This window comes from Streptomyces sp. NPDC088194 (genome assembly GCF_040702025.1).
Lineage (GTDB): Bacteria > Actinomycetota > Actinomycetes > Streptomycetales > Streptomycetaceae > Actinacidiphila.
This window is the reverse complement of sequence record NZ_JBFBIV010000027.1, coordinates 1-17,724: the sequence shown is the minus strand read 5'-3', so window position 1 is coordinate 17,724 and position 17,724 is coordinate 1. Positions and strand designations below refer to the sequence as shown.

The 17,724-nt window shown below is 71.8% G+C and carries 17 protein-coding genes; 11 read left to right on the top strand and 6 right to left on the bottom strand.

Features of this window, described 5'->3' with window-relative positions; all coding sequences use genetic code 11:
* Positions 1–180: 180 nt before the first annotated feature.
* The 7 genes from AB0399_RS17100 (at position 181) to AB0399_RS17070 (ending at position 9,092) form a co-directional block, all read left to right on the top strand.
* Positions 181–1,569 carry an HlyD family efflux transporter periplasmic adaptor subunit gene (locus AB0399_RS17100; protein ID WP_329366777.1) on the top strand — a complete coding sequence of 463 codons (1,389 nt, stop codon included), beginning with the start codon at positions 181–183 and terminating at the stop codon, positions 1,567–1,569.
* A complete protein-coding gene (locus tag AB0399_RS17095; RefSeq protein WP_329366778.1) occupies positions 1,566–2,495 on the top strand; it encodes an ABC transporter ATP-binding protein in 930 nt (309 codons plus the stop codon). Before AB0399_RS17100 ends, AB0399_RS17095 begins: the two co-directional genes overlap by 4 nt.
* Positions 2,492–3,709, top strand: a complete 1,218-nt coding sequence (locus AB0399_RS17090; protein WP_329366779.1) for an ABC transporter permease — start codon at positions 2,492–2,494, stop codon at positions 3,707–3,709. Before AB0399_RS17095 ends, AB0399_RS17090 begins: the two co-directional genes overlap by 4 nt.
* 50 nt (positions 3,710–3,759) lie before the next feature.
* The gene (locus tag AB0399_RS17085) at positions 3,760–4,677 is read left to right on the top strand and encodes a hypothetical protein (protein WP_366411842.1); all 918 of its coding nucleotides are present in this window, start codon (positions 3,760–3,762) and stop codon (positions 4,675–4,677) included.
* 69 nt (positions 4,678–4,746) lie between these two features.
* A complete protein-coding gene (locus AB0399_RS17080; protein WP_329366783.1) occupies positions 4,747–5,487 on the top strand; it encodes a response regulator transcription factor in 741 nt (246 codons plus the stop codon).
* A gap of 200 nt (positions 5,488–5,687) precedes the next feature.
* Positions 5,688–7,307 (top strand): HAMP domain-containing sensor histidine kinase, encoded by a 1,620-nt coding sequence (locus tag AB0399_RS17075; protein ID WP_366411841.1) that lies wholly within the window; start codon positions 5,688–5,690, stop codon positions 7,305–7,307.
* A 315-nt stretch (positions 7,308–7,622) separates the two neighbouring features.
* Positions 7,623–9,092: a hypothetical protein gene (locus AB0399_RS17070; RefSeq protein WP_329366787.1), complete on the top strand. Its 1,470-nt coding sequence runs from the start codon at positions 7,623–7,625 to the stop codon at positions 9,090–9,092.
* 100 nt (positions 9,093–9,192) lie between these two features.
* On the opposite strand, the gene AB0399_RS17065 is transcribed toward AB0399_RS17070, so the two are convergent.
* The 3 genes from AB0399_RS17065 to AB0399_RS17055 all read right to left on the bottom strand — a co-directional run bounded on the left by AB0399_RS17065 (position 9,193) and on the right by AB0399_RS17055 (position 10,993).
* On the bottom strand, positions 9,193–9,558 hold the full coding sequence (locus tag AB0399_RS17065; RefSeq protein WP_328466890.1) for a hypothetical protein: 366 nt from the start codon (positions 9,556–9,558) through the stop codon (positions 9,193–9,195).
* A gap of 84 nt (positions 9,559–9,642) precedes the next feature.
* Positions 9,643–10,062: an RbsD/FucU domain-containing protein gene (locus AB0399_RS17060; protein WP_329366791.1), complete on the bottom strand. Its 420-nt coding sequence runs from the start codon at positions 10,060–10,062 to the stop codon at positions 9,643–9,645.
* A 76-nt stretch (positions 10,063–10,138) separates the two neighbouring features.
* Positions 10,139–10,993, bottom strand: a complete 855-nt coding sequence (locus AB0399_RS17055; protein ID WP_366411840.1) for a chitosanase — start codon at positions 10,991–10,993, stop codon at positions 10,139–10,141.
* Positions 10,994–11,206: 213 nt separating this feature from the next.
* Between AB0399_RS17055 and AB0399_RS17050 the strand changes: the two genes are divergently transcribed.
* Both AB0399_RS17050 and AB0399_RS17045 read left to right on the top strand, forming a co-directional pair.
* Complete coding sequence (locus AB0399_RS17050; RefSeq protein WP_329366795.1) at positions 11,207–11,437, top strand: DUF2277 domain-containing protein; 231 nt, start codon at positions 11,207–11,209, stop codon at positions 11,435–11,437.
* Between the two features lie 85 nt (positions 11,438–11,522).
* Positions 11,523–11,963 (top strand): PPOX class F420-dependent oxidoreductase, encoded by a 441-nt coding sequence (locus AB0399_RS17045; RefSeq protein WP_329366797.1) that lies wholly within the window; start codon positions 11,523–11,525, stop codon positions 11,961–11,963.
* 27 nt (positions 11,964–11,990) lie between these two features.
* Here AB0399_RS17045 and AB0399_RS17040 read toward each other — a convergent pair whose 3' ends face one another.
* Positions 11,991–13,448 carry an LCP family protein gene (locus AB0399_RS17040; protein WP_329366799.1) on the bottom strand — a complete coding sequence of 486 codons (1,458 nt, stop codon included), beginning with the start codon at positions 13,446–13,448 and terminating at the stop codon, positions 11,991–11,993.
* 237 nt (positions 13,449–13,685) lie between these two features.
* Positions 13,686–14,552 (bottom strand): helix-turn-helix transcriptional regulator, encoded by an 867-nt coding sequence (locus tag AB0399_RS17035; RefSeq protein ID WP_328466878.1) that lies wholly within the window; start codon positions 14,550–14,552, stop codon positions 13,686–13,688.
* 202 nt (positions 14,553–14,754) lie between these two features.
* Here AB0399_RS17035 and AB0399_RS17030 point away from each other — a divergent pair, with 202 nt between their 5' ends.
* Positions 14,755–15,210 carry an ATP-binding protein gene (locus AB0399_RS17030; RefSeq protein ID WP_328466876.1) on the top strand — a complete coding sequence of 152 codons (456 nt, stop codon included), beginning with the start codon at positions 14,755–14,757 and terminating at the stop codon, positions 15,208–15,210.
* 192 nt (positions 15,211–15,402) lie between these two features.
* Here AB0399_RS17030 and AB0399_RS17025 read toward each other — a convergent pair whose 3' ends face one another.
* Positions 15,403–15,639 (bottom strand): DUF397 domain-containing protein, encoded by a 237-nt coding sequence (locus AB0399_RS17025; protein WP_328466874.1) that lies wholly within the window; start codon positions 15,637–15,639, stop codon positions 15,403–15,405.
* Positions 15,640–15,875: 236 nt separating this feature from the next.
* On the opposite strand from AB0399_RS17025, the gene metG reads away from it, so the two are divergent.
* Positions 15,876–17,615 (top strand): methionine--tRNA ligase, encoded by a 1,740-nt coding sequence (gene metG, locus AB0399_RS17020; protein ID WP_366411839.1) that lies wholly within the window; start codon positions 15,876–15,878, stop codon positions 17,613–17,615.
* Positions 17,616–17,724 lie beyond the last annotated feature (109 nt).

Sequence of the window (17,724 nt, the reverse complement as noted above, 5' to 3'; positions counted from 1 at the left end):
CTGTGAGTTCCCGGGGAGCGCCCCGTCGCAACGGGCTTCCCGGGGCGGCCTTTTCGCCCGGTTGAGCGGCGGAAGTCCGTTTCGGAGGCGCCCGCGGCGGCCGCACGGCCGGCCAGGTTCCCAGCAAACTCCCAGGCTGCTCCCAGGCCTTCAATGGCGTCGGAGTCCAAGATGCGCGCCATGAAGGTGCTCCCACGGCGGCGCAGGGCCGTCCTGATCAACTCGGTGCTCGGCGTGGTGGTCCTCGCGGGCGCCGGCGGCGCCTACGCGGCGGTGCACGACGACAGCGGCAAGTCCGCCAGCTCGGGCGGCGCACGGACCGCGACCGTGACCACGGCCACGGTGTCGGCCACCGTATCCGGCTCCGGCACGCTCTCCTCCCCGAGCGACGCGGGGCTGAACTTCACCACCGGCGGCACCCTCACCGAGGTCGACGTCAAGCCGGGCGACAAGGTGAAGAAGGACCAGGTGCTGGCGAAGGTCGACCCGACCGCCGCGAAGGAGACGCTCCAGCAGGACGAGGCGTCCCTGACCGCGGCCGAGGCGAACCTGACGAAGGTCGAGGCCGGCGAGACCCCCGCCTCCTCCGGCACGGACTCCGGCTCCGGCTCGTCCGGCTCCGGCTCCAACTCCGGCGGCAGCCGCGAGACGGTCGTCACCCCGACCCCCACCCCGACCGTCGACCCGGCCCAACTCGCCTCCGCACAGGCCCAGTTGACGCAAGCCCAGAACGCCGTGGACGCCGCTCAGCGCGCGGTGGACGGCTGCGTGCTGAAGGCCGCCGTCAGCGGCACCGTGGCCTCGGTGGACGGCGTGAAGGGCGACACGGTCAGCGGCACCTCCGGCAGCGGTACGAGTTCGGGCTCGGGCTCGTCGGGTTCGGGTTCCAGCGGCAGTTCGTCGTCGGGCTCCTCCACCGGCTCCTCCGGTTCCACCCCGACCGGGTTCGTGGTCCTCACCAACCCCTCGGGCATGCAGGTGAAGGCGGACTTCTCCGAGGCCGACTCGCTGAAGATCAAGGCCGGCCAGGCCGCGACCGTCACGCTGAACGCCGAGTCCGGCACCGTGCTCGACGCCAAGGTGCTGTCGATCAGTTCGCTTCCGGTCAGCAGCAGTTCCAGCTCCGGCGGGTCGGGCTCCAGCGGCAGCGCGGTGCAGTACGCCGCCACGCTGAGCATCACCAGTGACACCTCGAACCTGCGCACCGGCCTGAGCGCCAGCATCCAGGTGACCACCGGCCAGGCGGCCGACGCGCTGAGCGTGCCGACCGCCGCGGTCTCCGGCACCGGCACCAACCGTACGGTCCTGGTGGTCAACTCCGACGGCTCCACCACCCGCACCCCGGTGACCGTGGGCGTCGAGGGTGACTCGGCCGACCAGATCACCAGCGGCCTGAAGGAGGGCCAGCAGGTGCAGATCCCGCAGGTCGCCTCCTCCGGCAACGGCGGCTTCCCGAGCGGTGCGTTCCCCGGCGGCATCGGCGGCGGCGCCAACCGGCTCGGCACCGCGGGCGGCGCCGGCGGCGGCTTCCGTACCGGCGGCTTCGCCGGCGGAGGTGGCCGCGGATGAGGCAGGCCCTGGGCAAGCGGCTCGGCGGCCTGGCCGGAGCGGCGTCCGGGCTGCACCGGCTGCGCCGCACGGCGGATGACCAGGCGGCCGCCGAGCCGGCCGACGACGGCCCCTGGGGCCCGGCCCCGGTCATCGAGGTGCGCTCCCTGCTCAAGACGTACGGCCACGGCGACGCCGCCGTCCGCGCGCTCGGCGGCCCCGCCGACCCGCTCACCGGTGACTCCCCCGGCGTGGACCTGCTGGTCGAACAGGGCGACATGGTCGCGGTGATGGGCAGTTCCGGCTCCGGCAAGTCCACCCTGATGAACATCCTCGGCTGCCTCGACGTGCCGACCGCCGGCCGCTACCTGCTGGACGGCATCGACGTCGGCGGCCTGGACGAGCACCAGCTCTCCCTGGTCCGCAACCGCAAGATCGGCTTCGTCTTCCAGTCGTTCAACCTGGTGCCGCGCACCCCGGCGCTCGCCCAGGTCGAACTCCCGCTCGCCTACGCCGGCGTGAAGGCCGCCGAGCGGCGCCGCCGGGCGCTGGCCGCGCTGTCCCTGGTCGGCCTCGCCGACCGCGTCGACCACCGGCCCAACGAACTGTCCGGCGGCCAGCAGCAGCGCGTGGCGGTGGCCCGCGCCCTGGTCACGGCGCCGGCGATGCTGCTCGCCGACGAGCCGACCGGCAACCTGGACAGCCACAGCACCGAGGATGTGCTCGCCATCATCGACCGGCTCAACGCGTCCGGCCGCACCGTCGTACTGATCACCCACGAGGACGAAGTGGCCCGGCACGCCAAGCGGGTGATCCGGCTGGTGGACGGGCAGGTCGTGGAGGACGTACGGCAGGCCGCGGTGGACGGGCCGCCGCCCGCGCTGCGCGACCCGGCCGAGTTCGCCTCCCACGCCCCGCACGCCATGAGCGGGGGTGCGGCCCGGTGAACCCGTTCGAGATCCTGCGGTTCGCCGTCGGCGGGCTCGCCGCGAACAAGGTGCGCTCCGCGCTGACCATGCTCGGCGTGCTGATCGGCGTGGCCGCCGTGATCATCCTGCTCGCGGTCGGCAACGGCTCCTCGCAGTCGGTCAAGGACTCCATCGAGAAGCTCGGCACCAACTCGCTCACCGTCTCCTCCGGCGGCGGCTTCAGCGCGTCGGGCTCGTCGTCCGCGACCAGCACCAAGCCGCTCACCGTGGACGACGCCCGCGCGCTCGCCAACCCCGCCGACGCGCCGGACATCCAGTCCGTCGCGCCCGAGGTCACCACCTCGCAGTCGGCGGTCTACAACGGCACCTCGCACACCGTCGGGCAGGTCGTGGGCACGTACCCGGCCTACTTCCAGACCTCCAACAGCAAGGTCGACAAGGGCGACTACTTCAGCGCCGACGACGTGCTCAACTCCCGCAAGGTCGCCGTGATCGGCTCCACCACCGCGACCGACCTGTTCGGCACCGCCTCCCCGATCGGGAAGAAGCTGGTGATCGGCGGCACCCCGTTCACGGTCGTCGGGGAGCTGGCCACCAAGGGCGGCACCGGCTTCCAGGACCCGGACGACACGGTGATCGCGCCGCTGCCGACCGTGCAGAACGCCTTCACCGGCTTCGGGCCGATCAGCCAGATCCTGGTCGAGGCGAAGTCCGCCGGCGCGACCACGCCCGCGCAGAACGAGATCACCACGATCCTGATGGGCACGCACGGCATCAGCGACCCGAACGCGCTCGACTTCCGGGTGAGCAACCAGGCGTCGCTGCTGAGCACCCAGTCCGACACCAACAAGACCTTCACGGTGCTGCTCGGCGCGGTCGCGGCGATCTCGCTGCTGGTCGGCGGGATCGGCATCACCAACATCATGCTGGTCACGGTCACCGAGCGGACCCGGGAGATCGGCATCCGCAAGGCGATCGGCGCGCCCAAGGGCGTCATCCTCGGGCAGTTCCTCGCCGAGTCCACGCTGCTGTCGCTGATCGGCGGCGGGCTCGGGGTGGTCGGCGGGCTGATCGGTTCGCGGTTCACCATCGTCGGCATCAAACCCGCGGTCATCCCCGCGTCGGTGTGGGGCGCGTTCGCCATCGCGGTGGCCATCGGGCTCTTCTTCGGCAGCTACCCGGCCAACCGGGCGGCGGGCCTGCGGCCCATCGAGGCCCTGCGGCACGAGTGATGTTCACCAAGAGACACAAGCGGAACACGGGATCAGGAAGAGGGGCCGAGATGGCGCGACGCCGCACCGAGCTTGTCAAGGCAGACGCCGAGGCCGCAGGCGGGATCGAGATCATGGAAGGGCCGCGGCAGACCGGGAGTTCGCAGACCCCGGCCGGCGCCGGCGGCCCCGGTGGTCCGAGCCGCGCGGGCGGTCCGGGCGGCACCGTGCCCGACCCCCGCGGCGGAGCCGGGTACCCGGCGAACGGCGCGGGCCCCGAGGGCACGTACCCCGAAGGCACGTATCCCGAGGACGGGTACGACGCCGAGCGTCCCGGCGAGCACCCCGAGGACATCCTCGCCGAGCCGCCGGACGCCCGCGACATCTCCGCCGAGCTGGCCGCCCCGCCGCGCCGCAAGCTGCCGTGGCTGACCCTGGTGCTGTCCGCGTGCGTGGTGGCCGCGGCGGCGTTCTCCGGCGGCGCCCTCGTCGAGAAGCACCATCTGAACGGCAGCACCACGGCCGGGCGGTCCGGCTTCCCGAGCGGGCTGACCGGCGGCACCGGCGCCACCGGCCGGACCGGCGGCGCGGGCGGGCGCTTCGGCGGCACCGCGGGCACCGGCACGACCGCGGGCGGCGGCACCGCCGCGAACGGCGTGACGGTCGGCACGGTCAAGCTCGTCGACGGCAAGACCCTCTACGTCACCGACGCCCAGGGCAACATCGTCAAGGTCACCACCGGCGGCTCCACCAAGGTCACCGAGTCCAAGTCCGGCAAAGTCTCCGACCTCAAGGCCGGCCAGAGCGTCACCGTCCTCGGCACCAAGGGCGCCGACGGCAACGTGACCGCGACCACCGTCACCGAGGGCGGCGGCACCGCCGGCGGCTTCGGCGGGTTCGGCGGGTTCGGGGGCTTCGGCGGCGGGAGCACCGCGGGCGGCACCGGGGGCACCGGGGGCACCGGGGGCACCGGGGGCACCGGCAACTGACACACGCGGCTCACAGCATCGGCACGTACGGTGCGGTCGTATCCCACCGGGCCGGGAGGAGGAGTCCCCATGGAGACACCCGAGGCCAGCCTGCTGGTCGTGGACGACGAACCGAACATCAGGGAACTGCTCTCCGCGTCCCTGCGGTTCGTCGGCTTCAAGGTGGTCTCCGCCGCCACCGGCGCCGACGCGCTGGCCGCCGTCGCCCGCGAACGGCCCGACCTGGTGGTCCTCGACGTGATGCTGCCGGACATGAACGGCTTCACCGTCGTCAAGCGGCTGCGCGAGGAGACCGGGCCGCACCCGCGGGCGGGCGGCGGGCCCGACCGGCTGCCGGTGCTCTTCCTCACCGCGAAGGACGGCGTCGACGACAAGATCAGCGGCCTCACCGCGGGCGGCGACGACTACGTCACCAAGCCGTTCAGCCTGGAGGAGCTGATCGCCCGGATCAGGGCGATCCTGCGCCGCACCGGCGGCCCCACCGACGACGGGCGGCTGGTCGCGGGCGACCTGGAGCTCGACCCGGTCGGCCACCAGGTGCTGCGGGCCGGCCGCCAGATCTCCCTGTCCCCCACCGAGTTCAAGCTGCTCGCCTACCTGATGGCCAACGCCGACCGGGTGGTCTCCAAGCTGCAGATCCTCGACCACGTGTGGGCGTACGACTTCGGCGGCGACCTGAGCATCGTCGAGTCGTACATCTCGTACGTGCGGCGCAAGGTGGACGCGGCGGCGGGCGGCGGCCCGAAGCTGATCCACACGGTGCGGGGGGTCGGCTACGTGCTGCGCCGTCCCGCGCCGGGCCAGGGCTGAACGGCGGCGCGGCCATGGGGTTCCCACCGCCGCGACCAGCGGGCCCTCCCGACCCGCCCGGCACACGGACCGACCCGCCCGGCATACGGACCGACCCGCCCGGCACACGACCCGGCGCGTCCGGACCGGCCGGACGCTCAGGCCCCGGCGCGGCGCCGCGCCGGATCAGGCGGTGGCCGGCCGGCTTCCAGTGGTCGGCGGTGTCGCTGCGCTCCCGGCTGGTGCTGCTCGCCCTGGTGCTGGTGCTGCTGGGCCTGGCGGTCAGCGACACGGTGGTCCTCGGCTCGGTGCGCGGGCAGTTGGTGCAGCGGGTGGACCAGCAGCTCCAGCGGTACGGCCAGCCGCTCGCCCGCCGGCTCGGCACGGAGGGCGTCCCGCCGCCGCGCTACCTGGCCCCCGGAACCGGCCACGGCGGCTCCATGAGCACGCACGGCGCGAACGGCGCGACCGGCACGACCAGTGGAAGCAACGCGAACGGCACGACCGGCGGGAGCGGCAACGCTTCGGGCCCGGCCGCCGCGAACACCGTGAACGGCCCCGGCGGGGCCCGCCCCTGGCTGCCCAGCCAGTTCGTCGTCGCCTTCGCCGCCGCCGACGGCCACGTGGCCGAGCAGTTCCGGATGCCGGTCGCCGCGAACGACCCGCAGCCGCTGTGGCCCACGATGGACGCGGCCCAGCTGCGCTCCCGCTTCGGCCACCCCTTCGACGTACGCAGCGACCACGGCGGCGGCAGCTGGCGGGTGCTGATCATGCCGGTCGGCACCGACACCGACGAGGCCCTCGACCGCGCCGGCACGCCCACCGCCGATCTGCCCGCCGGGGTCGTGGTGGCCTCCTCCCTGGACGACGTCTCCTCCACCACCAGCCACCTCAGCACCGCGTTCCTGCTGATCGGCGGCGTCGTGGTGGCGCTGCTCGGGGTCGCGGGCTGGTTCGCCGTCCGCGCCGGGCTGCGGCCGCTGCGGCGGATCGAGGCGACCGCGGCCGAGATCGCCGCGGGCCGCCCGCTGTCGCACCGCATGCCGGAGGCGTCGCCGGGCACCGAGGTCGGCCGGCTGTCGTCCGCGCTCAACGGCATGCTCGCGCAGATAGAGTCCGCGTTCGCCGCCCGCGCCGAGTCCGAGCAGCAGATGCGGCGGTTCGTCGCCGACGCCAGCCACGAACTGCGCACCCCGCTGGCCGGTATCCGCGGCTTCGCCGAGCTGTACCGGATGGGCGCGCTCGCCGACGACGCCGACGTGAAGCGGACGATGGCCCGGATCGAGAGCGAGGCCGTACGCCTCGGCGGCCTGGTGGAGGACCTGCTCACGCTGGTGCGGATGGACGAGCAGCGGCCGGTCCAGCTCGCGCCGATGGACCTGCGCACCCTCGCGGTGGACGCCCTGCACGACACCACCGCCCTCGACCCGACCCGCCCGGTCACCCTCACCGGGCCCGGCGGCACCGGCACCCCGCCAGGGCCGGCACCGGTGCTCGGCGACGAGGCGCGGCTGCGCCAGGTCGTCGCCAACCTCGTCGGCAACGCCGTCGCCCACACACCGCCCGGCACCCCGGTACGGATCGGCGTCGGCGCCTCGGGCGGGCACGGAATCCTCGAAGTCGCCGACCGCGGGCCGGGCCTGACCCCTGACCAGGCCGCGCGCGTCTTCGAGCGCTTCTACCGGGTCGACGCCTCCCGCTCCCGCGCCACCGGCGGCGGCGCGGGCCTCGGCCTCGCCATCGCCTCCGCGCTCGTCACCGCCCACCACGGCACCGTCGAACTCGACACCGAGCCCGGCGACGGCGCCACCTTCCGCATCCGCCTGCCGTCCGCGCGCTGACCTGGACGCCTCGCCGCCGGGCCCGGACTCCGCTCCGTGGTGCGCGGGTTACGGATGGGTATCAGGAGGCAACCATCCGTCCGGATAGCCGCTCTTTAGGTGCACACGCGCGTTCAACTGCGGTTTCGGCGTTTCGTACGTCTACGCTCGCGAATCCGGGGGGACCGCGCCACGCCCGAGGCTGGAAGGTCGCCGATGCCCGAACCGCTGAGCGCTGCACGCCGAGACCCGTCGTCGGCACCCGGGAGGGCCGCCGCGTCCTCGGCGGGAGCGGCGGCAGGGGCGCCCAGGCGGTGGGGGCTGTGGATCGCGGCCGTGTGCACGGTGTACGTCGCGGCGCAACTGATCCTGGTGCTGCCGGGTTCGGGGCTCGGCTGGGACGAGACGGTCTACACCAGCCAGGTCAGCGGCCACATCCCGGCGGCCACCTTCAGCGCCCCGCGGGCCCGCGGGATCTCCTTCCTGGCCGCGCCGGTCGCGCAGTTCACCGACTCCCCGGTCGCGCTGCGGCTGTGGATGGCGGCACTGTCCGGCATCGGGCTCTACGTCGCGCTGCGCGCATGGCGCGGGGTACTGCCCGAACGCGTACTCGCGCTGGCCGGCGCCCTGTTCGCCGGACTGTGGATCACCCTGTTCTACGGGCCGCAGGTGATGCCGAACATGTGGAGCACCTTCGGCGCGCTCGCCGCCGTGGGCTGCTTCGTGCGGGCCACCCGCGATCCCCGTAACCGCGCCGCGCTGGTCGGGCTCGCCGCGGGCATCACCGTGGTGGGGCTGATGCGCCCGCCGGACGCGGGCTGGCTGGCGCTGCCGCTGGCCGTCGTGGCGCTGGCGGTGCCGCGCTGGCGGCGGCCGGCGCTGTTCGCGGTGCTGGTCGCGGGCGTGGTGCTCGGCTGCGCGGAGTGGGTGATCGAGGCGTACGTCCGCTACGGCGGCGTGACCGAGCGGCTGCACAGCTCCAGCGCGGTCGAGGGCGGGATGGGCCTGCACCTGGCGATCGACGACCAGATCCGCTCGCTCAGCGGCCGCGCGCTGTGCCGCCCCTGCAACGTGCCGTGGCGGCACAAGGACGCGTCGGTCTGGTGGTTCGTGCTGCCGTTCCTGGCCGCGGGCGGCGCCGCCGTGGCGCCCCGGGTACGGCGCTCGGCGGTGTGGATCGCCGCGCTGACCGGGCTCGCGATGGCCGTGCCGTACCTCTTCACGATCTCGTACGCGGCCCCGCGCTTCCTGCTGCCGACGTACGCGCTGCTGGCGCTGCCGGTCTCGGAGTGCCTGTGGTGGCTGGTCACACGCCCCGACAGCCGGACCGAGGCGGACCAGGTCCGGCGCCCGGGCGAGGTGCCGGGCGAACGCCCGGGCCTGCCAGGGAAGTCGCGGCTGCGCCCGGTGGCCACCGCGCTGGTCGCCGTCGGGCTGTGCGGCCACCTCGCCATCCAGGGCGGCATCCTGCACATCGCCACCCGCAACAACCACCGCACCAGCCAGGAGTACCGCGCCGTCGCCGACGGGCTGCACGCCCACGGCGTCCGCGCGCCCTGCACCGTCAGCGGTGTCTCGGCGGTGCCGATCGCCTTCTACGCCGGTTGCTCGTCACGGCAGTTGAGCGGACCTGACGTGAGCATCGACACGGCGGGGCTGCTGGCGCAGACCCGTCAGCGGCCGGTCGCCTACCTGGTCACCGGCGGCGGCCGCCCGCCCGCCTTCGCCCGCGACTGGCGGTCGGTGCCGCTGCCCACCCCGCACGGTGCCCGCGCCTTCCGCGCCTACCTGCCGCCGTCCCGGTGAGGCCGGGCGGCCGACCCGGAAGGTGCGACCGGTGCGACCGGTGCGGCCGGGGGCAGGGCCGCCACCGCGGCCGCGCGGACGGCTCCCTTCCCGGGCACGGCTACAGGTCCGCGATCTCCTCGGCGTAGATCTGCCCGAGCGGCTGCGGGCCGACGTACTGCTGGCAGTTGCAGGTGCCGGCTTCGTACTGGGTGGGCTTGCGGTCGGCGTCCCACGCGGTCGGGACCTCCACCGCCTCATGGCACTTGCCCTGCTTGTCGTGCTTGGCGAGGTGGTGGGTGCAGCCGCACACCGGCTCCGGCGCGCGCCCGGCCGCGGCGAGTTCGCGCCGCTCGGCCTGCTCGGCCTTCATCCGTTCCATCTGCCGCTTGTGGCGGGTGCGCAACGCGGTGCGCACCGTGTCGTTCACCGACTTGACCCCTCCGAGGCCGAAGATGGCGATCACCCACCACACCCAGGCATCCATCGCGCCGCGCCCCCATCCGCCCGGTGCCGTCCGGCACCCGCTGCTCTTTGACGGTTACAGCTTAGGGCCGCGGGCGGGTGCCGGTCAGTCCGCGCGCACGCCGAGCGTGAGCAGCAGGTTCGCGTACGTGCGCCGGTCGCCGGTGGCGATCACCAGCGCGGTGTCGGCGCCGCGGGCGGCCTCGTAGAAGGCGTGCCGGTCCAGGCCGTCGAGGGTCAACTCCGGCAGCGCGGAACGGAATTCGGCGAAGACCGGGGGTTCGGGCTGCTCGGGCGGCGGGGTCATCACCGTGGCGGCCTCGAACGGCGCCGCGTCCACCAGCGCGGCCAGCACCTCCGTGACCAGCATCCGGTCCGGGGTGAGGTTGAGGTAGACCCGCTGGGCGGCCGGGTGGGCGCCCGTGGTGTGCGGGTAGTGGCCGTCGCTGATCAGCACCCGCGAGCCGTGGCCCGCCGACGCGAGCGCGGCGAGAATCGTCGGGTGGGTGAGCTGGTATCGCAGCATGGACGGCTCCTTGAACGCGCAGACGGGCGTAGAGATCGGATCTCTACGCCCGCGAGCGTACCGGGACCGGCAGGCCCTACGGCAGGGTGAGGATCTCGTACGAGTCCCCGTAGGTCTTCCAGTGCAGCGGCGGGTCGAGGTTGAGGTTGCCGGCGTTGAGGAACACCCGCTGCTCGGTGTCCACCCGGCTGGTGTCGTCGTGCGCGGCCTCGGTGAGCATCGCGGCCTTGCGCGCGTCGAGGTAGGCGTTGAGGTACTTCGTCTCGTCGCCGCCCTGCGCGGGCGTCTTCGCCTTCTTCATCGCGGTCTTGCGGATGCCCCCGAAGCTCACCGGGTCGTCGCCGGGGCCGTGCATGACCATGGCGTCGTAGTAGATGAACTGGCCCAGCGTGCCCAGCCCGTCCGACTTGGCCTGGTCCACCGCCGGGTTGAAGTACACGTCGTCGCGCTCGTCGTCCTGCGCCTGCTGGAAGACGGTGTCCTTCGCGGCGGTCTTCCACGCGCTGACGAACGCCGAGCCGAGACCGGAGTGCGAGTCGGAGCCGTTGTCCGCCTCCAGGGCGGGCAGGTACTTCGCCAGCGGGTTGCCCGGCTCCATGTCCGTGTAGTGCTGGACGAGTTCGAGCATGTCGCCGGTGCCGGAACAGAAGCCGATGATGCCGGCCGTGTAGCCGCGGCCGTCGCCGATGTCCTCGATGTACTTGTACTGCGCCTTCCAGTCCAGCGAGGAGTTCTCGGCGGAGGAGACCAGCTCCATCGCCATCTCCTTCTTGTGCGGGTCGTCGAGACCGGTGGCGGTCGACGCGCCGGCGGTGCCGGCCATCGACAGGGTCGCGGTGCCCGCGGCGAGCACGGCCGCGGCGGCGGCCAGCGCGGTGCGCCGGGTCAGGGTGCGGCGCGGGGCGCCGGCGCGGTGGGGGGAGGTGTGCACGTGCGTCTCCGTTTCCGGCCACGACCCGGTTCCGGGCAGCGGCCAACTGCGGTTGCTGTGCTGGGAGTTGCCGTTAGTTAGGAAAGGTTCCTAACTATGCGCAGCATTGAAGCACCACTGGGGCCGCTCGCCAAGGGGGTGGACCGGATCGATTCGCACGCCCCCCTTCCGCCACCCGCGCCCCATGTCGGACCCGCGCGGCACACTGGAGGCATGTGCAGAAGCATCAAGACCCTGCGTCCGCCGATGGTCCCCGAGGTGCACGACGAGGACATCCGCGCCGCCGCGCTCCAGTACGTACGGAAGGTCTCCGGGTTCCGCGCGCCCGCCGCGCACAACCAGGAGGTCTTCGACGCGGCGGTGGCCGCCGTCGCCGCGGCCACCGCCGAGCTGCTCGACGGCCTGGAGGTGCGGGGCGCCTCGCCGGCGAAGGCGGCGGGCTGACCGCGCGCCGACCGCGCACGACCGGTGGCGCACGCGCCCGCCGCGCCGCACGTCACGCACGGTGGCGCGGCACTAACCTTTCGCCATGGCGCACATGACCGAGGCGGAGTGGCGCGAGTTCGCCACGACCGGCACTCGCACCGGAAAGCTCGCCGTCCAGCGCAAGAACGGGCGGCCGCACGTCACTCCTGTCTGGTTCGTCCTGGACGACGCCGACCCCGCCGACGTCGGCGTGGTCTTCATGACCGGGCAGGACTCCCTCAAGGGCCACGCGCTCCGGCGCGACCCGCACTTCGCGCTCTGCGTGGACGACCAGGCGCCGCCCTACTCCTACGTGCTCTTCGAGTGCACCGCGGAGCTGCTGGAGGACCCGGTGGCCCTCCAGGACTGGGGCACCCGGATCGGCGCGCGCTACATGGGAGCGGAGCGCGCCGCCGAGTTCGGCGCGCGCAACGCCGTACCCGGTGAGTACCTCGTCAGGGGTCGCATCGACCGCCTCACGGCCGTGGCGAACGTGTCGGACTGACGGGGCCCGGCGACGCGGGCCGGCCGCTCACCCGTAGGAGAGCTTGTCGCAGGGGTTGCTGGAGGCGCTGCGGGCGGAGTCGGTGACGGACTTGGAGAGCTGCTTGGGCGTGGAGTCCGCGGACTTCGCGTAGTCCGCGCCGACCACCAGATTGATCCCGCTGATGGCCAGCGGCTGCAACTGGGACCCCGGGAAGAGCTTCTTGAGCGACTGGGCCTGATCGGCCTGCGCGGAGCCGTACTCGATGACGGTCGTCGCGTGGTCCTGGGTCCGCGCGGTCGACGTGCCGGTGACGGTGAACCCGGACTTCGTCAGCTTGTCCGACGCCTTGCCGCCGAGCCCGTCCGTGGTCGTGCCGTTGTAGACGGCGACGGCGATGCCGGAGCCGTCGACCGTCGGCGCCGGGGTGGCCTTCGGGGTGACCTGGCCGGAGGCGTTCGTCCCGTTCAGCGTGCGGTTGGCCCGCAGCTCCGCGAACAGGTCGTCCACGTCCGGGTGGACGAGGTCTATCCGCGCCCCGGCGTACTTCCAGGGCGCGGTGATGAACTGGATGTTGTCCAGGTCGACGTTCTTCAGCGACAGCCCGAAGGACATCAGCTTCGCCGCGGTGCCGAGCCCCGGGTCCACCGTGAGCGACTTGGTCGCCGCGTTGGCCAGCGGCAGCAGCGTGGTGGGGTTCATGCCCTCGCCCTTGACCTTGGCTATCAGGGCGGACAGGAAGGCCTGCTGGCGCAGCATCCGGCCGACGTCGGAACCGTCGCCGATGCCGTGCCGCATCCGTACGTAGTCCAGCGCGTCCTGCCCGGACAGGTTCTGCATGCCCTTGTGCAGGACGAGCTTGCCCTTGTAGCCGAGGTTGGGGTTCATGTCCCCGGAGTAGATGTCGTTGGGCACGCAGACGTCGACGCCGTGCACGGCCGAGGTCATGGCGGCGAAGCCCTCGAAGTCGACCACGATGGTGTGGTCCACGCGCATCCCGGAGAGCTTCTCCACGGTGTTCTGCGTGCAGGCCGGGTTGCCCTTGGCGGTGTCGCCCACCGAGAAGGCCGAGTTGAACATCGCGCTCGGCTGCTCCGCCGACCACTTGCCGTCCGGCAGCAGGCAGGGCGGGACGTCCACCAGCGAGTCGCGCGGGATGGAGATGCCCACCGCGTGCTTGTGGTCGGGGTAGACGTGCAACAGGATCGTGGTGTCCGAGCGGCCGATGTCGCCGGAGGTGCCCTTGCCGCCCAGTTTGGCGTTGTCGCCCGAGCGGGTGTCGGAGCCGATCAGCAGGACGTTCTCCGCCTTGTGCCCGTTGGCGTCGGCCTGCTCGGCCTCCGGGCGGTCCTTGCTGAGGCCGGCGGAGTCGAAGGTCGAGATGTTGGCGTTCAGCTTGAAGTAGATCGCCCCGGCGCCGCCGACGACCAGCAGGACGAAGGAGACCGCGATCGCGATGATCCAGCGCTTGCGGCTCCGCTTGGGCTTACGCCCACGAACGCCCATCCCCACACCTTCGGTCCGGCGGCCTTCGCGACACACGAAGCCCCAACTTCTACCAGCTCTCCCTGAGCGGATATATGACGCAGGTCACATCGCCCATCGGGGATCGGGCCGGCACCCGGCAAGCCACTGTAGTTGCCGGGGACTTCGAAGGAAGGGGACCGCGGAAGCGCGATCCTTACCGTTGTCTTTCAGGCGCGCGGAACACCGGCGGGGCGGGGCCGGAACCGGCCCCGCGCCTCACAGTTCGCGCTGGAGGGCGCGCAGCCAGTCCACCGACCGGGCCGGGTCCAGGGCGATCCGGTCCAGCGCGTCCATCGCCTTGGTGTACTCGACCACCTCGTCGTGCTTGTCGACGTAGAGCGCGCCGGTCAGCTGCTCCAGGTAGACCAGGTCGGGCAGATCGGACTCGGGGAAGCTCAGCAGCGTGAAGGCGCCGCCGCCCGCCGCGTGGCCGCCGGTCGCGAACGGCAGGATACGTACGTCGACGTTGGACGCCTCGGCCGCTTCGAGGAGGTGGCCGACCTGATCCCGCATGACCTTCGGTCCGCCGAACGCCCGGCGCAGGGCGCCCTCGTCCATCACCGATACGAAGTGGGGTGCCCGCTCGGAGACGAGGAGCTTCTGCCGCTCCAGGCGTAGGCCGACTCGTCTTTCCACCCAGGAATCGGCCGCGCCGGGGTGCCCGAGCCGGATCACGGCCCTTATGTAGTCCTCGGTCTGCAGCAGGCCGTGCACGAACTGCACCTCGAAGGTACGGATCAGCGCCGCCGACTCCTCCAGCCCGACGTACGTCTGGAACCAGGTCGGCATCACCTCGCCGTACCCGTGCCACCAGCCGGCCGCGTTGGCCTCCCGGACCAGTCCCAGCATCGCCAACCGCTCGGCCTCCTCCGTCACTCCGTACATGGTCAGCAGGTCCGCGACATCGCGTTCCTTGAAGCTGACCCGCCCCAGTTCCATGCGGCTGATCTTCGACTCGGAGGCACGGATCGAGTAGCCCGCGTCCTCCCTGCTGATGCCCTGGGACTCCCGCAGCCGCCGCAACTGCGCTCCGAGCAGCATTCGTCGCACGATGGACCCGCCTCCCGGCTGCCCTGCGCTCATAGGTCACGCTCCGCCCTTAGCTCATCAGCAGTCTGCCACTTATGCGCTGCGCGCAGTACCCATACAGTCACTCTCCATCGTCACGTGCATCAATTCCTTGCAGATGCACGTGCAGACGCCCTTGCATGGTGGGGTGCTGATCCATGAGCATGGTGACCGTGCAGATACCTCGGGGGCTCGCATGAGGGCAGAGGCAGCAGCCGTGCTGGAACCGTTATGGCAAGGCGTACTCGCGCCAGAGCGACTCGCCGCCGGCAACGGGGCCACGTGCGGACTGGCGGCTGCCCCCGCGTCGGTGCGCGAGGCGCGCGGGTTCACCCGCGCCACCCTTCAGCGCTGGGATCTGCCGCTGCTGCGCGACGCGATGGAACTGGTCGCCTCCGAGTTGGTCACCAACGCGCTGCGGTACGCGGTGCCGATCGGCACGCCCGGCAGACCGGTCCAACTGAGCCTGGTGCGCTGGACGTCACGCGTGGTGTGTGCGGTGCGCGACCCCAGCGGGGTCGCGCCGATCGCGAAGGACGCCGACTACGTCGCCGAGACCGGCCGCGGACTGCACCTGGTGGAGTCCTTCAGCGAGAACTGGGGCTGGCACCCGCTGAGCGGGGCGGGAAAGGTGGTCTGGGCGCTTTTCCTCGCGCCCGGCGGTGCGCTCTGACTTCCCCCCGCGGGGACGGGGACAGCGACGCGGACGGCCGGGAAACCGGACGGCCGGGAAACCGAGGAACCCGCGCCGGGAGACCGGCATCGGAAAACCGACGCCGGCTACCGGACGGGCGGGTCGGACGGTCGGTCGGACGTGAAGATCGAAGCGGAGATCGAGGCGGTTACCAGGTCGGACGTCCGTCCGCTAGGGCATGAGATGGTCGAACTCGCCGGCCTTCACACCGATGATCATCGATTCGATCTCGGCCCGGGTGTAAATCAGCGCGGGCCCGTCAGGGAACCGCGAATTGCGCACCGCGACCTCGCCGTCCGGCAGGGCGGCGAACTCCATGCAGGTGCCATTGGCATTGCTGTGCCGACTCTTCTGCCAGACCGCTTCCGAGAGATCCTCCGCAGCCATTCCGTTGTGCGTCCGGCGCATCAGCGACTCCTACACCTGTGCCTCGTCTGGTACTCGAATCATAACTCGTAGCCAAGTCGCGTGCATGTGCACGTGCATGTGCATGTGCAGTCACGCGCGGTGATCTTCGGGGCTGAACTTCCGGGTTGCGGTACCGACTTATCCACGGTCGGTTACCACCTGTTCGGGTCAGATACGCTATTGACGGTCCGTAGACGAATTACTCACTCCGCGCAACGAATTGGGAGCAGCCTGCAATGGCTCGTCACCTCATCACCTCTGCCTTGCCCTATATCAACGGGATCAAGCACCTGGGCAACATGGTGGGGTCCATGCTCCCGGCGGACGTCTACTCCCGGTATCTGCGTGACCGCGGCCACGAAGTGCTGTACATCTGTGCCACCGACGAGCACGGCACCCCTGCCGAACTCGCCGCCAAGGAGGCCGGCCTGCCGGTCGACGTCTTCTGCGCCCAGGCCCACGACGCGCAGAAGGCCATCTACGACGGCTTCGAGCTGTCCTTCGACCACTTCGGCCGCAGCTCCTCCGCGCAGAACCGCGACATCACCCAGCGCTTCGCCCGCACCCTGCACGAGAACGGCTTCATCGAGGAGCGCACCGTCCGGCAGGTCTACTCGCTGGCCGACGAGCGCTTCCTGCCCGACCGCTACATCGTCGGCACCTGCCCGCACTGCGGGTACGACAAGGCGCGCGGCGACCAGTGCGAGAACTGCACCCGCGTGCTCGACCCGACCGACCTGATCGAACCGCGGTCGGCGATCAGCGGAAGCAGCGCTCTGGAGGTCCGCGACACCAAGCACCTCTTCCTCCTCCAGTCCAAGCTGGCCGGCGAGGTCGAGGCGTGGATCGACGCCAGCAGCGGGGACTGGCCGACCCTGGCGTCCTCGATCGCCCGCAAGTGGCTCACCGAAGGGCTCCAGGACCGGTCGATCACCCGCGACCTCGAGTGGGGTGTCCCCGTGCCCGCCGACACCTGGCCGGAGTTGGCTGCCGAGGGCAAGGTCTTCTATGTCTGGTTTGACGCACCGATCGAGTACATCGGTTCCACCAAGGAGTGGGCCGACGCCGCAGGCGACGGCGAGACCCGCGACTGGCGGTCGTGGTGGTACGACGCGGACGGCGGCGAGAACCCGGTCCGCTACACCGAGTTCATGGCGAAGGACAACGTCCCCTTCCACACCGTGATGTTCCCGGCCACCCAACTGGGCACCCGCGAGCCGTGGAAGAAGGTCGACTACGTCAAGGCCTTCAACTGGCTCAACTACTACGGCGGCAAGTTCTCCACCTCGCAGCGCCGCGGTATCTTCACCGACGCCGCGCTGGAGATCCTGCCGGCCGACTACTGGCGCTACTTCCTGATCGCCAACGCGCCGGAGTCCGACGACACCTCCTTCACCTGGGAGTTGTTCACCTCCTCGGTCAACAAGGACCTCGCCGACACCCTCGGCAACTTCGTCAACCGGGTGCTGTCCTTCTCCCGCAAGCGGTTCGGCGACGCGGTGCCGGACGGCGGCGCCCCGGGCGCGGCCGAGGCGAAGCTCGGCGAGCAGATCTCCACGCTCCTCGCCGAGTACGAGGGCCACATGGAGACCCTGCAGTTCCGCAAGGCCGCCCAGTCCCTGCGGGCGCTGTGGAGCGCGGGCAACTCCTACCTGGAGGAGAAGGCGCCCTGGATGGAGATCAAGACCTCCCCGGAGGGCGCCGCGCTCACCCTGCGCACCGCGATGAACCTCATCCACCTCTACTCGGTCGTCTCCGAGCCGTTCATCCCCGCCTCGGCCCGCGCCATGCGCGCCGCGTTCGACCTGCCGGGGGACACCGCGCCCTGGGTCACCGCCGACCAGGCCCGGGCCCTCACCACCCTGCCCGCGGGCACCCCGTTCACCGTGCCGCCGGTCCTCTTCGCCAAGATCAGCGACGAGGACCTGGCGGGCTACACCGAGCGCTTCGGCGGCGACCCGGACGCGGCGGCGTAACCACCCACCCGCGAAACACCGAGCCCCCGTTCACCGGTTCAGTCGGCCCGGTCCCGCCCGGCGCTTCCCGGCCCGTCGGACGGCACCAACTCGATCGCGGAGACGGGGC

Coding starts and splice junctions, on each gene's coding strand:
- AB0399_RS17035 (WP_328466878.1), bottom strand. CDS start 14,552: ATGAGCGCAGGGCAGCCGGGAGGCGGGTCCATCGTGCGACGAATGCTG.
- AB0399_RS17085 (WP_366411842.1), top strand. CDS start 3,760: ATGGCGCGACGCCGCACCGAGCTTGTCAAGGCAGACGCCGAGGCCGCA.
- AB0399_RS17080 (WP_329366783.1), top strand. CDS start 4,747: ATGGAGACACCCGAGGCCAGCCTGCTGGTCGTGGACGACGAACCGAAC.
- metG (WP_366411839.1), top strand. CDS start 15,876: ATGGCTCGTCACCTCATCACCTCTGCCTTGCCCTATATCAACGGGATC.
- AB0399_RS17045 (WP_329366797.1), top strand. CDS start 11,523: ATGGCGCACATGACCGAGGCGGAGTGGCGCGAGTTCGCCACGACCGGC.
- AB0399_RS17025 (WP_328466874.1), bottom strand. CDS start 15,639: ATGCGCCGGACGCACAACGGAATGGCTGCGGAGGATCTCTCGGAAGCG.
- AB0399_RS17060 (WP_329366791.1), bottom strand. CDS start 10,062: ATGCTGCGATACCAGCTCACCCACCCGACGATTCTCGCCGCGCTCGCG.
- AB0399_RS17095 (WP_329366778.1), top strand. CDS start 1,566: ATGAGGCAGGCCCTGGGCAAGCGGCTCGGCGGCCTGGCCGGAGCGGCG.
- AB0399_RS17065 (WP_328466890.1), bottom strand. CDS start 9,558: ATGGATGCCTGGGTGTGGTGGGTGATCGCCATCTTCGGCCTCGGAGGG.
- AB0399_RS17040 (WP_329366799.1), bottom strand. CDS start 13,448: ATGGGCGTTCGTGGGCGTAAGCCCAAGCGGAGCCGCAAGCGCTGGATC.
- AB0399_RS17050 (WP_329366795.1), top strand. CDS start 11,207: ATGTGCAGAAGCATCAAGACCCTGCGTCCGCCGATGGTCCCCGAGGTG.
- AB0399_RS17100 (WP_329366777.1), top strand. CDS start 181: ATGAAGGTGCTCCCACGGCGGCGCAGGGCCGTCCTGATCAACTCGGTG.